The sequence below is a fragment of the Micromonospora sp. NPDC005172 genome (assembly GCF_040608555.1).
In the GTDB taxonomy this organism is placed as follows: Bacteria; Actinomycetota; Actinomycetes; order Mycobacteriales; family Micromonosporaceae; genus Micromonospora.
The window spans coordinates 38133-51914 of sequence record NZ_JBEXIL010000009.1 but is presented as its reverse complement, the minus strand read 5'-3'; the positions used below and the strand labels follow the sequence as shown (position 1 = coordinate 51914).

The following is a 13782-nucleotide window of genomic DNA, read 5'->3' as shown; positions in this document are numbered from 1 at the left end:
TTGCTCTGCTTCAACGGAGGCAACACCCGGTGTCCGGATATCGGACGGCGCGTGTTTCCTGGGTTGAAGCAGAGCAAAGGACCACCACCACACCCCTGTCACCCACCCGGCCGGTGTCACGCTGAGCGACCTGAGGCCGGGCAACCACAACGGAATCGGGGCCGCAGGCGTACGCGCCTCCGGCCCCGATCGTCGTGCGAGTCGACCTACTGCTTGAGCATGTTGTCCAGCAGCAGGGCACAGCGGATCAGACCGAGGTGGCTGTACGCCTGCGGGTGGTTGCCCAGGCCGCGCTCGGCCAGCGGGTCGTACTGCTCCGGGAGCAGCCCGGTCGGGCCGGCGGTCAGCACCATCTGCGCGAACAGCTCCTCGGCGTCGGTGCGGCGACCGGTGCGCAGGTACGCCTCGATCAGCCACGCCGTGCAGATGTGGAAACCGCCCTCGCGGCCCGGCAGGCCGTCGTCCCAGTGGTACCGGTAGACGACCGGGCCGCTGCGCAGGTCCGCCTCGATCTTCAGGACCGTCGACAGGAAGCGCGGGTCGTCACCCGGGAGCAGGCCGGAGAGGCCGATCCAGAGCGACGAGGCGTCCATGTCCTCGTCCCCGTACGCGACGCTGTACGCCTCGACGTCGTCGTGCCAGCCGTGCTCCAGCACGTTGGCGCCGATGCGGTCGCGCAGGTCCTTCCACTCGGGCCGGTCCTCGCCATCGTGCTGACGCACCACGTGCAGCGCCCGGTCGACGGTCATCCAGCACATCACCTTGGAGAAGACGTGGTGCCGGGGAGGCAGCCGCGCCTCCCAGATGCCGTGGTCGGGCTCGTGCCAACGGCGGCGGACCGCCTCGACCATGTTCTCCAGGACCCGCCACTCGTCGTCGCGGACCGAGCCGCGCGCGTCGGCGACCGCCGCGATCAGATCCGCGATGGGGCCGAACACGTCGAGCTGGAGCTGGTGGTTGGCCAGGTTGCCGACCCGGACCGGCCGGGAGCCGGCGTACCCGGGCAGCGTGTCGATGACCGCCTCGGCGCCCAGCTCGTACCCGTCGATGGTGTAGAGCGGGTGCAGCCGCTCCGGGTGGCCACCGGTGCGCTCGATGCAGCCGTCCACCCAGCGTAGGAACGCCTCGGCCTCCTCGATGGACCCGAGGTCGACGAGCGAGCGGGCGGTCAGCGCCGCGTCGCGCAGCCAGCAGTAGCGGTAGTCCCAGTTGCGGACGCCGCCCAGCTCCTCCGGGAGGGAGGTGGTGGCCGCGGCGAGGATCGAGCCGGTGGTCTCGTGGCAGAGCCCGCGCAGGGTGAGGGCGCTGCGCGCGACCAGCTCACGGGATGTGGACGGCAGCCGCAGCGAGGCCACCCAGTCCTTCCACGGCTGCTCGGCCGCGGCCTGCCGCTCGTGGATCGGCACCCGGTGGTGCTCCAGGCTGTGCGTACCGAAGCGCAGCTCCAGCACGACCTGCCCACCCGCGGCGGAGAGGTCGACAACCGCCTTGGCGGTCTCGTACCCGCCGTCGTTGTTGACCTGCCACTCCACCCCGGGGGAGTAGAGAGCGATCGGTTCGTTGGAGCCGAGCACCAGCAGGCCGTCGCCGACCGGCTGCAACTGCACGGCCACCTGGCCGAACTCGGGGCGCGGAGCGAACTCCACCCGGACCCGGCCGTTGCCGCTGAGTACCCGGACCAGGGTCGAGTCGCCGGTCACCACCGCCGGGCCGTCCGGCGTCGTCTCGCGCGCCGGCTTGTCCAGCCAGTCGGTGACGGTGAGCCCGGACCACCGGGTCTCGACGGTCATGGTGCCGGAGCGGTAGCGCTGGCCCAGCGGAATGCCCCCCCGCTCCGGGGTGATGCTGAAGTGCCCGGCCGGGCTGCCGCCGACCAGGTCGGCGAAGATCGCCGCCGAGTCCGGCTTGGGGTGGCAGAGCCAGCTGACCTTCGCGTCGGGAGTGAGAAGCGCGACGGTACGACCGTTGGCCAGCATGGAGTGCCGCTCGATGGGCACCGCCCGCTCGCCGAACAGCCAGTGCCGGCGGGTTTCCAGCAGCAGCCCGAGCGCGCGGGCGGCCTCGATGGGCTCGGCCACCCGGAAGCTGGCCTGGGTCTCGCCGGGGCCGATCTTGATGCCGAGGTCCGGCCCGTGCAGGTTGCCGAAGGCGTTCTCGTCGGTGACGTCGTCGCCGATGAAGAGCACCGCGCTGGCCGAGAGCTGGGTCCGTAGCTGGTCGACGGCCGTGCCCTTGTGGGTGGCCACCACGGACAGCTCGATGACCTCCTTGCCCTGGGTCACCGTCACGCCGTCGAAGCTGGCCGGGCCGTTACGGACGGCCTCGATGGCCGAGGCGGCGACCTGCGGGTCGACGCCCCGGGTGTGTACCGCGACGCTGGCCGGCTTGCGTTCGAGCCGGATGCCCGGGTGCTCGGCGGCGATCTCGCGCAGCGCGTTGCGCACCTGGGTGCGTACGGCGACCAGCTCGGGGGAGAGGCGCTCGACGAAGCCGATGTCGAACTCGGAGCCGTGGCTGCCGACGAGGTGTACCTCGCTGGGCAGCCGCGAGAGCGCGGCCAGGTCCCGCAGAGCGCGACCGGAGACCACGGCCACGCTCGTCTGCGGTAGGGCGGCGAGCGCGCGGATCGCGGCCACCGACTCGGGCAGCGGTACGGCGGTGCTGGGGTCCTCCACGATCGGCGCGAGTGTGCCGTCGTAGTCGCAGGCGATCAGGAGCTGTGGCACCCGGGCGATCCGGCCGATGGCGGATCGCAGCTCCGGGTCCATGACCCCGGTGGCGATCGCCGTTCCGTCGTTGACGGACGTGTTCACGCGGCCTCCGCCTCGGAAACTCCCAGTTCGGAGAGGAAAGACTTGGCCCAGTGCCCCACGTCGTGGGTACGTAGGTGACGTTGCATTGTCCGCATCCGGCGGCGCGCCTCGCTTTTTTCCACGTGCACGGCCCGGAGCAGGGCGTCCTTGACCGCGTCCGGGTCGTGCGGGTTACACAGGAATGCCTGGCGCAGCTCCGTTGCGGCGCCAGCGAACTCGCTCAGCACGAGCGCACCGCCCTGGTCGGCACGGGATGCGACGTACTCCTTGGCCACGAGATTCATGCCGTCTCGCAGCGGGGTCACCATCATCACGTCCGCAGCAACGTACATCGCGGCCAGTTCACTGCGACTGTACGACTGATGGAGGTAATGCACGGCAGGCACGCCGACTCGGCCGAATTCGCCATTAATCCGACCAACCTCGCGCTCGACCTTGACGCGAAGTGCCTGGTAGTGCTCGACGCGCTCGCGGCTCGGCGTGGCCACCTGCACCATAACGGCGTCCGGAACTGTCAACTTTCCGTCAGCGAGCAACTCGCGGAACGCCTTCAGGCGCAATTCGATGCCCTTGGTGTAGTCGAGCCGGTCCACGCCCAGGATGATCGTCTTCGGGTCGCCCAGTTCGGCGCGGATCTGCTTGGCCCGGGCCTGGATCGCCGGGTCGGCGGCCATCCGCTCCATCTCCTGCGTGTCGATGGAGATGGGGAAGGCGCCCGCCTTCACCTGCCGACCGTCGACCTGGATCATCTGACCCTCGTAGCGCAGCCCGAGCAGGTGCCGGGCCAGCCGGACGAAGTTCTGCGCCGCCAGCCGCTGCTGGAAGCCCACCAGGTCCGCCCCGAGCAGGCCGCGCAGCAACTCGGTGCGGAACGGCATCTGCATGAACAGCTCGATCGGCGGGAACGGGATGTGCAGGAAGAACCCGATCCGCAGGTCCGGGCGCAGCTCGCGGAGCATCGCCGGTACCAACTGGAGCTGGTAGTCCTGCACCCAGACCGTCGCGCCCTCGGCCGCCACGTCGGCCGCGGCCTCCGCGAACCGGGCGTTGACCAGGCGGTACGCCTCGCGCCAGCGACGCTTGTACGCAGGTGTCTCCACCGCGTCGTGGTAGAGGGGCCAGATCGTCGCGTTGGACTGGCCCTCGTAGTAGCGCTCCAACTCCTCGGCGCTCAGTGGGACCGGGTGCAGCCGGATGCCCTCCAGGTCGAACGGCTCGGGCGCCGCGCCGGTGCCACCGGCCCAGCCGACCCAGGTGCCCTGGTGCTCGGCGAGTACGGGATGCAGCGCGGTGACGAGCCCGCCGGGGCTGCGTCGCCACTGCCGTCCCTCGGGTGTGCTCACCTCGTCGACCGGCAGACGGTTCGCCACTACGACAAAGGAGCTACGGACGGTCACGATCGGGCACCTCCGGGTACTGACGGGTCCACCGCGATGAGCGTACTGAGCGTAGCTGCGGTGTCTGGGCCCCCGTGCCGGAGTCTCCTACCCGCCCCGCAGTCGGCGAATCCTCAGGGTGATCTTGTCGACAGCCCGACGGTCGGAGGGGTGGGCGGCTCGCCGCGTACTCCTCGGGCGGGGTGATGTGGGCGAAGCGCGCCGTACCTGTCAGGATTGACGATGGCGTGCGCGTGGCCGGCTCCCCGCCGGCGGCGGCGGGCGGAGGTCTCAGCCCGCGCCGCGCCGCCCACTCAGGCGACAGCAAACCGACGGAGGTAGCCCGCACCGTGGCCCAGTACATCTACGTTCTGGAAAAGGCGCGCAAGGCGCACGGCGACAAGGTCGTGCTCGACAACGTCACGTTGAGCTTCCTGCCGGGGGCCAAGATCGGTGTGCTCGGCCCGAACGGCGCCGGTAAGTCCAGCCTTCTCAAGATCATGGCAGGGCTGGACAAGCCGAGCAACGGCGAGGCCCGGCTCATGCCCGGCTACACCGTCGGCATGCTCGCCCAGGAGCCCCCGCTCAACGAGGCCAAGACCGTGCTCGGCAACGTCGAGGAGGCGGTCGCCGAGACCAAGGCCAAGCTGGAGCGGTTCAACAAGATCGCCGAGCAGATGGCCACCGACTACTCCGACGAGCTGATGGAGGAGATGGGCAAGCTCCAGGAGGAGCTCGACCATCTCGACGCCTGGGACGTCGACTCCAAGCTCGAACTGGCCATGGACGCGCTGCGCTGCCCGCCGCCGGACGCCGACGTGACCCAGCTCTCCGGTGGTGAGCGTCGCCGGGTCGCGCTCTGCAAGCTGCTCCTGGAGGCACCCGACCTGCTGCTGCTCGACGAGCCCACCAACCACTTGGACGCGGAGAGCGTCTCCTGGTTGGAGCAGCACCTGGCCAAGTACGCCGGCACCGTCATGGCGATCACCCACGACCGGTACTTCCTCGACAACGTGGCCAACTGGATCCTCGAGCTGGACCGTGGCCGGACGTACCCGTACGAGGGCAACTACTCCACCTACCTGGAGAAGAAGGCCGCCCGGCTGGCCGTCGAGGGCCGCCGCGACGCCAAGATGAAGAAGCGCCTCACCGAGGAACTGGAGTGGGTCCGCTCCAACGCCAAGGCCCGGCAGACCAAGTCGAAGGCACGCCTCGACCGGTACGACGAGATGGCCACCGAGGCGGAGAAGACCCGCAAGCTGGACTTCGAGGAGATCCAGATCCCGCCGGGCCCCCGCCTGGGCAGCACGGTGATCGAGGCCAACCACCTCACCAAGGGCTTCGGCGACCGGGTGCTCATCGACGACCTGTCGTTCTCGCTGCCGCGTAACGGCATCGTCGGCATCATCGGCCCCAACGGCGTCGGCAAGACCACGCTGTTCAAGACCATCGTCGGGCTGGAGGAGCCGACCAGTGGGTCGGTCCGGGTCGGCGAGACGGTCTCGCTGTCGTACGTCGACCAGAACCGCGAGGGCCTCAACGGCGACAAGACCGTCTGGGAGGTCGTCTCCGACGGGCTGGACTACCTGATGGTGGGCAAGGTCGAGATGCCGTCGCGGGCGTACATCGCCGCGTTCGGCTTCAAGGGCCCGGACCAGCAGAAGCCGACCAAGGTGCTCTCCGGCGGCGAGCGCAACCGGCTCAACCTGGCGCTGACCCTGAAGATCGGCGGCAACGTCATCCTGCTCGACGAGCCGACGAACGACCTGGACGTCGAGACCCTGTCCAGCCTGGAGAACGCGCTGCTGGAGTTCCCCGGCTGCGCCGTGGTGATCTCCCACGACCGGATGTTCCTGGACCGGGTCGCCACGCACATCCTGGCCTGGGAGGGCGACGACCAGGACCCGTCCAAGTGGTTCTGGTTCGAGGGCAACTTCGAGGCGTACGAGAAGAACAAGATCGACCGCCTCGGCGCGGAGGCCGCCCGACCGCACCGGGTGACCTACCGCAAGCTGACCCGTGACTGACCGCTTCATCTACCACTGCACGCTGCGCTGGTCCGACCTGGACGCGTACGGCCACGTCAACAACTCGCGCTTCCTCACGCTGTACGAGGAGGCGCGGGTGGCGTTGATGTTCGCCGGCGGCCGGGCCTGGGGAGTGGGCTCGTTCGCCGACGGGGTGGTGATCCGCCGACACGAGGTCGACTACCTGCGCCCGGTCGACTACGCGCTGGGCCGGGCCACCGCGGAGGCCGCTCCCACGGTCCGCATCGAGCTGTGGGTGGAGGAGATCAAGGCGTCCCGGTTCACCGTCGCCTACGAGCTGTACGACGGTGATGTGCTGGCCAGTCGCGCCCGCTCGGTGCTGGTGCCGTTCGACCTGACCCGTCAGGTGCCCCGGCGGATCACCGTCGAGGAGCGGGACTTCCTGCTCACGTACGCGCCGGAGGGTGGTGGGGCGTGACGCGGCCGGGCGCGGACCGGGTGGCGGCGTCGCCGTCCGGCCACGGTCTGACCGGCGTGGCCGACGCGGGCGCCTTCCTGGCCCGGTTGGTGCGGCTGGACGCGGGGGCGCCGGTACGGCTGCGGCCGGCCGGCGCCCCCGGCCGGGTCGTCCTGTGGGCCCGGCTGCCGTGGCAGGTGCTGGTCGCCTCGACGGTGGCCGGCGACGCCGCCGGAGACGTCACCGTGGGCGCGGCCGACCTGCTGGCCGAGCTGGGACGCGGCGGTGCGGCGCTGCCGGAGCGCCGGGACGCGCAGTGGCGTTGGCCGCTGCCGCCGTCGCGCAGCCAGCCCGTCGAGGTGCTGCCCAGCGTCGAGGTGCGCCGGATCGCCGACGCGGCGGCCGGCACCCTGCGCACGGCGAGCGCCCAGGGGGTGGCGGGCCGCGCGGTGGGTCAGCGGGCCCTGCGCGACGCGCTTCTCGACCACGTGGCCGTTGTCGTCACACCGGACGATCCGCCGGGCCCGGCGGTCGAGGTGCCGCAGCGGCTGGTGCAGGGTCTGGTCCGGATGGGCTTCCTCGGCGCCGTCGACGACCCAGCCGGCCCTTCTGGGCATGCGGGAGTGCGGGTACGTGTCGCCGGTCGCTGGGTGGGCCTGGTGGGACCATACGGAGCGGCCTGGTTGCAGAAGGCCACGGACCTCGCCGTGACTCCCCTCACTACTCGTCCGAACGGATGACCCCCACTCATTCTTCTGGGCCGGTGGGCCCGTTGGGGGGGTGCTTCAACCCGGCTGTCCGGGTACCGTCCATCCTCGGATCCAACGCACCGTAGGCGGCTGGATCCGCTGGGGAGTGAGGTGCGACGAGCGATGCCGTGGTGGTCATGGCGCCCCGGTCCCGCCGACGGCGGTGATCCGGAAACCCGAAGCGGGATCACAGTGGAGAGCGCGGTCCGGGTCGGGCCGCCGAGTCCTCGCCAGCCGGGAGACGACTGCCCGGGCAGCGACAGACCTACATTGACCGAGATGGCGGCCACCATCGAGCCGGTGAGCCTGCGCCGGGTCTGTGACGCACTCGACCTGCTCGACGTGCGTTACCTGGCCGACGGCGACGGCAACCTGCTGGCCATGTGGGAGCGGCACGCCGTGCTGGTGACCCTCGAGGGTCCGGAGGACGAGATCCTGGTGATGCGGGCCCGCCCGCACGCCACCGTCCCGCCGGACTGGGCCGACCGGGCCTACCGGGTGGTCAACGAGTGGAACCACACCCGCCGCTTCTGCAAGGCGTACATCGGCGACCCGACCGAACGCGGGCAGCTGCCGATCTACGCCGAGTTGCAGGTGCCCCTGGGTGCCGGCACCCACGACGCTCTGTTGGTCGAGATGCTCGACTGCGGCGCGGCGGTGGCCACCAGCTTCGTGGACTGGCTGCACGACGAGGGCGCGCTGCTCTGAGGCCACGGCCGAAGCGTCGGGCGCGCGCGGTCAGGCGCGCTCGGCCGGGTCCTCCATGGCGTTGACCATGAAGTACGCGGCCCGCTCCAGGTAGTCCCAGAGGGCGACGGCGAGCTGCGGTTCCAGGTCGAGCCGGTCCACCGCCTGGCGCATGTGCCGCAGCCAGGCGTCGCGCTCGGCCCCGCCGATCCGGAACGGGGCGTGCCTCATCCGCAGCCGCGGGTGCCCGCGCTGCGCGGAGTACGTGTTGGGCCCACCCCAGTACTGCATGAGGAACAGGGTCAACCGGTCGGCCGCCGGTCCCAGGTCTTCCTCCGGATACATCGGTCGCAACAGGGGATCGCTGGCGACGCCGACGTAGAACTCGTCCACCAGCCTGCGGAAGGTGGGTTCGCCGCCGACCGCTTCGAAGAGGGTCATCGACGCATCGGCACGGCCGGATTCACCTGCGGGGTTCACCGTTCCATCCTGCCAGGCGCGTCGGCCGTCGACCCGACCCGGAGGCCGTGCGCCGGCTCACGCCGCGGATCAGGTCACCGCGTGCCGGCGGCGGCCCTCGGCGGGTCGCGGCTCGGCGCCCTTGTCGCTGACGGCGATGCCACCCGCCGCACGGGTCGGCGCGAGGTTGGCCGCCGAGGCGGCCGCTACCGCCGCGTCCACCGTCTGATTGTCCGGCCAACGCAGGGCGGCGACGGTCATCAGCAGCACTCCGGCCGCGCTCCAGAGGCCGACCACCAGCGGAAGGGGAAACCGTTCGGCGAGCAGTCCGGTGATCAGCACCGCGAGCCCCTGGATGACCTGCACCCCGGTGGCCATCACGCCGAACCCACGAGCCCGGAACCCGTTCGGCAATGCCTGGACGAACAGCCCGTTGGCCATCGGGAGCATGCCGGCGACCGCGAACCCGCACAGGGCGGCCAGGAGCGCCACCACCGCTGGGGGCGGATCGAGCACCGCCGGCACCAGCACCAGCGGGGCGCACACCGCGAGCGGTCGCATCAGGGACAGCCGGCGGGCCGGGCCGCACAGCCGGCTCACCAGCAGTCCGCCGAGGATGAAGCCCACCGGACTGGCCATCATGATCACCGCCTGTGCCGTACCGGCGGCCATGTGGCTCTGGGCACCCTCGTTGGCCCAGGCGGCGGCCAGCCCTTCCGGGACGATCGAGAAGAGCATCGCGCTGAACACCAGCACCGCGATGGCCCGCAGCACCGGCGTACGGAAGACGACGCCGAAGCCCTGGGCGGTCTCCCGCAGCAGGTGGCTGCGGTGGGCGGTGGTCATCGCGACCGCGTGATCCCGGACGCCGAAGCGCAGCAGCAGCGCCGAGAAGCCGAAGGTCGCGGCGTTGAACAGCAGCGCGACGGTCGGGTCGATCGAGGCGACGGCGGCGCCGAACAGGTAGCCGAGGACCTGCGCGGCCTGCGCGATACTGCTGTTCAACGACAGGCCGACCACCAGCCGGTCTCCGGCGAGGATCTGCGGCATCAGCGCGGACTTCGCCGCCTGGCTCGGCGGGTTGGCAAGCGTGGTGGTGAAGAGGAGCACCAGCACCACCGGGATCGGCAGCCCCGGGAGGGCGATGAGCACCATCAGCGCCATCCGGATGACGTCACACGCCACCATCACCCGCCGGAACGGGTACCGCTCGGCAAGCGTGGCGAGCAGCGGACCACCGAGCAGCCACGGCAGGTAGCTCACCGCGAACGCGGCGGCGGAGAGCGCGACGGACCTGGTCTGCTGGTAGACGAGGAGCGTCACGGCGGCCTTGGCGACGTAGTCACCGACCCAGGACAAGGACCCGGCCGTGAAGACAGCCCGAAATTCACGTTGGGCAAGTACTTCGCGAAAAGTGGCCGGACCTTCCGTGGAAGGTCGCTCGTCGGGCACCGTCGCCTCCATCGGCCCCCGGGTGCGGCTGCTTGTGGCCGCCGGGCCGGGAACGCTCGTCAGATCTGCGGATCAGCGAGGATGTGACCGCGCTCCAGCGGGAACGCGTGCTTCGGGATTCTGCCCGATCGTCGGACAACTGGCTAGGGCGAACGGATCGTTCGTCGCATCCCCGACCGAACGAACGGACGATACTCCAGGGGCCGCGCGGGCCGTGACCCGTGTCCTGCCGGCCAGGGTGCCAGGTCAGGTGGCTCCACCCTGACCGGTCTCGCCGTCGGGCAGGGGCCGGCTCGGGACACCGGGATAGATGCGGGCAGCGGCGATCTGCGCGGTGATGCCCGAGTTCTCCAGCGCCTCCGCCAGCCTGCGACGCAGTTCCCGGCCCACCGCGAACTGGCCGTCGGCGGTCGTCTTGACCACCGTGCGGATCACGGCGCCGTCCACCGTCATCTGCTCGACTCCCAGCACCTCCGGCGCCTCCACGATCTCCGGCGACAGTTCCGGGTCCACCGCCACCGACGCGGCGGCCGTCCGCAGCACCGCGTTGGCCTCCTCCGTACCGCTGAAGCCGATCGGCAGGTCCACCACCACCAGGGCCCAACCCTGGCTCTTGTTGCCCACCCGGATGATCTCGCCGTTGCGGATGTACCAGAGCACGCCGCGTCCGTCCCGGACCGTGGTGACCCGGAGTCCGACCGACTCCACGACGCCCGTCGCCTCGCCCAGGTCGACGTTGTCGCCCACGCCGTACTGGTCCTCGATGAGCATGAAGAGCCCGGCGATCAGGTCCTTGACCAGACTCTGCGCGCCGAAGCCCAACGCGACACCGGCGATGCCGGCGCTGGCCAGCAGCGGTGCCAGGTCGAAGCTGAACTCGCGCAGGATCATCAACAGCGCGATGCCGAAGACGAACGCCGTGGTCAGGCTGCGCAGCACCGAACCGATCGCCTCGGCCCGCTGTCGTCGCCGCTCCGGCACGAACTCGGCCGGGTTGACCGCGGAGGTGGGCACCCGCTCGCGCAGCGGTCGCAGCATCGTCGGCACCGCGCCGTCGGTGGTCGTCCGGACCAGCCGGTCGATCGTCCGGTGCAGCGCCCAGCGGGCCACCATCGCCAGCGCCAGGATCAGCAGCACCCGCAGTGGCTTGAGCAGGATCCAGTAGCTGCCCTCGGCGAACCATTCGGACCTGGTCATGCGGTAGAGGAACTCGCAGGAGGTACTGCCCTGACAGTTCACCGATACGGCGTCGGACAGGGCAAGGGGCGTCACGCTGGCGGCACTCACCCTGCCTTCGTACCGCAAGACCTCGGACCGGCCGCCGCCGACCCACCAGCCGGGTGAGATGCGTCCGAGCGCCGGGTCGGACCGGGGCGAACCGGCCATCGTGACAGGTGCGGGAAAGAGCTTCATATCCGACCCCGGATTAGTACGTGCAATCCGGGGTCCGATCAGGGACTATTGGCGCAACGGACGTCGGTGATCGAACGGGCGTCGACGGTGCGGGCCCTCGTGCCCAACTCCGGTCGGCGGCAGGTTCGCAGCAGCCGCTGAACCGGGAGGGTGACGCGATGCCTGACATACGACCCACGGTGGGCTCCGGCGCGCTGGTTCTCAACGCCACCTACGAGCCCCTGTGCGTCGTGTCCGTGCGTCGCGCCGCGATCCTCGTCCTCTCCGCCAAGGCTGTCTGTGTCGCCGACGGCGACGGCATCCTGCACAGCGCCAGGGACGCCCTGCCGGTGCCGTCGGTCGTGCGGCTGACCCGCTTCGTCCGGGTGCCCTACCGCACCCACGTCGGGCTGTCCCGCCGCGCGATCTTCGCCCGGGACGGCTGGCGGTGCGCCTACTGCCGGGGGCCGGCCGAGACCATCGACCACGTCTTCCCGCGCAGCCGGGGTGGCCGGCACGCCTGGGAGAACGTGGTCGCCGCGTGCGCACGGTGCAACCACACCAAGGGTGACAAGACCCCTGCCGAGCTGGGCTGGCGGCTGCACGCCCTGCCGACCGCGCCGAAGGGCACCGCGTGGCGGGTCCTCGGGCACCGCGCTCCGGACCCGCGCTGGGCCGACTGGCTCGACCTGCGCGAGCCCGAAGCTGTCGCCTGACCCGGGCCCGCGCCGGACCGGTCCCCACGACCTGCGCGAGCCCGGCCCGCCGCAGGGCCGCCCGGGTTCAGCTCCGCTCGTCGGACGCCCGACGCGTCGCGCGCTCGTGGCGGTCGACCGCCCGTCCGTGCGCGACCCCGAGCAGCCGATCGACCTCGGGCAGCAGCTGTGGACCCGGCATCACGATGCTGGCGAAGCCGTACAGCGCGTAGCCCGGGTGCGGTGTGAGCGTGTCCAGCCGCGCGAAGTCGAAGGCGTCCCGGTGCTTCTCGAACGCCTTCGGCGCGAAGCCGAACACCTTCTCGAACTCGGCCCGGCCCAGGTCCAGGTTGAGGCGGAAGACGCCGGGGCGGTCGAGCTGCCCGGCCTCGTCGAAGCCCGGCACGTCGTGCTCGACGATGGTGGCGAACGGTTGGCGGCGGTCCGCGCCGACGTAGAAGAAGCGGTCACCCCACGCGCCCTCGGGTGATCCGTCCTCCGCGCTCGCCACCACCTGCTCGACGTCGGGCAGCGCGGCGATCCGGTCGGCGAGCACTGTCGCGTCGACGCCGCTGGGGATGTGCAGCACCGCGTCGGCGTTGTCGATGGTGGCCTGGTCCAGCGGGAAGTAGCGGTAGTCATGCGTCCGGCGCTCGGCCGGTGCGACGTCGGCCGCCGGGACGTACCCGGGGAGGTCGCCCTTGCGCTGGAGCCGGCCCTCGTACGTCGACGGGGCGGGCACGCCGATGCCGAGCGCCGGGCTCACGCCGAGGCTGCCGGCGACCACCGCGTACCGCTCGCCCAGCAGCGCCCCGACGATCGCGCCGGCGCCCGCCCACGACACCGTCGTCGTGCCCATCGTCATGGTGCTTGGATGCCGCTGGAGGTGCGTGTTGTGCGCGAAGACCAGCGTCGGTCCACGGTGTGCCTCGACCGCCCGGATCGCGAGCAGGTTCTCGGCCATCAGCGCATCCCGGACGCCGGCCAGGCGCCCGAACCGTTCCTGGTCTTCCAGCGGAGCCGCGGCCGCGGCGTGGTAGCGCAGCAGGGCGACCGCCGACGTGGCGTGGACGTGTGCCGCCTGCCAGCCCGCGGGCCGCCGGTGCGCCTGGAGGTACAGCTCGGTCAGCAGGTCGTCGGCGAGGACCCGCAGCCGCTGGGCGTCCGCCGAGCGTCCGACCGAGCGGCCCGGCTCCCAGACGGCGGCGGAGTCGCTCCACCGGGCCTCGTCCCCGACCAGTTCGTCGATCTCGGCCGACCGGTCGAGGTCGAGGAAGTCACACACCCGCGTCAGGTGCCGGCGCGGGCTCGGTGCCCCCTCGATCTCCAGCGGCGCGTCGAAACCGTGGAACCGCAGTCGTTGGTCGGCGGGGCGTCCGGCGTTCCACTCGCGCATGCGCAGCAACAGGTCGCGGTTGGCCGGCGCGCTGCCGAAGTCGTGACTGAACCCCTCGGCGAGCGCGCGGTCGAGCGGCACGGCCGCGCCCTGCACGAACTCGTCGGCGAGCAGTCCGGCGGCCCGGTCGCTCTCCAGGGCGACGGAGCGGTAGCCGTGCTCGGCGAGCGTCAGAAGGGTGTCGTTGCGGACCTGGAGGAAGGCGGACTCACCATGCGTCGGCTCGCCGAGCGCGAGCAGGTCCGGCGAGCCGGCGAGCAGGTCGAGAAGAGTGGTCATTGCATCGACCGTATCGTTGAATCGGCGATTGAGACTTCG

11 protein-coding genes are annotated in these 13782 nt (G+C 71.1%); 5 read left to right on the top strand and 6 right to left on the bottom strand.

Annotated elements, in window-relative coordinates:
• Nucleotides 1–206 precede the first annotated feature (206 nt).
• The gene (otsB, locus tag ABZV06_RS08565; RefSeq protein WP_355619938.1) at nucleotides 207–2768 is read right to left on the bottom strand and encodes a trehalose-phosphatase; all 2562 of its coding nucleotides are present in this window, start codon (nucleotides 2766–2768) and stop codon (nucleotides 207–209) included.
• Nucleotides 2769–2809: 41 nt separating this feature from the next.
• Nucleotides 2810–4210 carry a trehalose-6-phosphate synthase gene (locus ABZV06_RS08560; RefSeq protein WP_355241672.1) on the bottom strand — a complete coding sequence of 467 codons (1401 nt, stop codon included), beginning with the start codon at nucleotides 4208–4210 and terminating at the stop codon, nucleotides 2810–2812.
• Between the two features lie 329 nt (nucleotides 4211–4539).
• On the opposite strand from ABZV06_RS08560, the gene ettA reads away from it, so the two are divergent.
• From ettA to ABZV06_RS08540, 4 genes are all read left to right on the top strand, one after another.
• Nucleotides 4540–6216, top strand: coding sequence for an energy-dependent translational throttle protein EttA (gene ettA / locus ABZV06_RS08555; RefSeq protein WP_355241669.1), 1677 nt, complete (start codon nucleotides 4540–4542; stop codon nucleotides 6214–6216).
• Nucleotides 6209–6655: a thioesterase family protein gene (locus ABZV06_RS08550; RefSeq protein ID WP_355619787.1), complete on the top strand. Its 447-nt coding sequence runs from the start codon at nucleotides 6209–6211 to the stop codon at nucleotides 6653–6655. The genes ettA and ABZV06_RS08550 overlap by 8 nt, the downstream gene beginning before the upstream one ends.
• Nucleotides 6652–7374, top strand: a complete 723-nt coding sequence (locus ABZV06_RS08545; protein WP_355619784.1) for a hypothetical protein — start codon at nucleotides 6652–6654, stop codon at nucleotides 7372–7374. The genes ABZV06_RS08550 and ABZV06_RS08545 overlap by 4 nt, the downstream gene beginning before the upstream one ends.
• Before the next feature lie 132 nt (nucleotides 7375–7506).
• Nucleotides 7507–8091 carry a YbjN domain-containing protein gene (locus tag ABZV06_RS08540; protein ID WP_355241660.1) on the top strand — a complete coding sequence of 195 codons (585 nt, stop codon included), beginning with the start codon at nucleotides 7507–7509 and terminating at the stop codon, nucleotides 8089–8091.
• 30 nt (nucleotides 8092–8121) lie between these two features.
• Here the strand turns inward: ABZV06_RS08540 and ABZV06_RS08535 are convergent, their stop codons facing one another.
• The 3 genes from ABZV06_RS08535 to ABZV06_RS08525 form a co-directional block, all read right to left on the bottom strand.
• Nucleotides 8122–8550, bottom strand: coding sequence for a globin (locus ABZV06_RS08535; RefSeq protein ID WP_355241657.1), 429 nt, complete (start codon nucleotides 8548–8550; stop codon nucleotides 8122–8124).
• 69 nt (nucleotides 8551–8619) lie between these two features.
• Nucleotides 8620–9993: an MFS transporter gene (locus ABZV06_RS08530; RefSeq protein WP_355619781.1), complete on the bottom strand. Its 1374-nt coding sequence runs from the start codon at nucleotides 9991–9993 to the stop codon at nucleotides 8620–8622.
• Between the two features lie 234 nt (nucleotides 9994–10227).
• Nucleotides 10228–11286 (bottom strand): mechanosensitive ion channel family protein, encoded by a 1059-nt coding sequence (locus ABZV06_RS08525; protein ID WP_355241943.1) that lies wholly within the window; start codon nucleotides 11284–11286, stop codon nucleotides 10228–10230.
• 266 nt (nucleotides 11287–11552) lie between these two features.
• On the opposite strand from ABZV06_RS08525, the gene ABZV06_RS08520 reads away from it, so the two are divergent.
• A complete protein-coding gene (locus tag ABZV06_RS08520) occupies nucleotides 11553–12089 on the top strand; it encodes an HNH endonuclease (protein WP_355241651.1) in 537 nt (178 codons plus the stop codon).
• 67 nt (nucleotides 12090–12156) lie between these two features.
• Here the strand turns inward: ABZV06_RS08520 and ABZV06_RS08515 are convergent, their stop codons facing one another.
• Complete coding sequence (locus tag ABZV06_RS08515; RefSeq protein ID WP_355619778.1) at nucleotides 12157–13743, bottom strand: DUF6194 family protein; 1587 nt, start codon at nucleotides 13741–13743, stop codon at nucleotides 12157–12159.
• Nucleotides 13744–13782: the final 39 nt, after the last annotated feature.

Bases quoted from the DNA above. Each gene is read 5' to 3' on its own strand.
- otsB (WP_355619938.1), bottom strand. From the start codon at position 2,768: ATGGACCCGGAGCTGCGATCCGCCATCGGCCGGATCGCCCGGGTGCCA.
- ABZV06_RS08540 (WP_355241660.1), top strand. From the start codon at position 7,507: ATGCCGTGGTGGTCATGGCGCCCCGGTCCCGCCGACGGCGGTGATCCG.
- ABZV06_RS08530 (WP_355619781.1), bottom strand. From the start codon at position 9,993: ATGGAGGCGACGGTGCCCGACGAGCGACCTTCCACGGAAGGTCCGGCC.
- ABZV06_RS08520 (WP_355241651.1), top strand. From the start codon at position 11,553: ATGCCTGACATACGACCCACGGTGGGCTCCGGCGCGCTGGTTCTCAAC.
- ABZV06_RS08515 (WP_355619778.1), bottom strand. From the start codon at position 13,743: ATGACCACTCTTCTCGACCTGCTCGCCGGCTCGCCGGACCTGCTCGCG.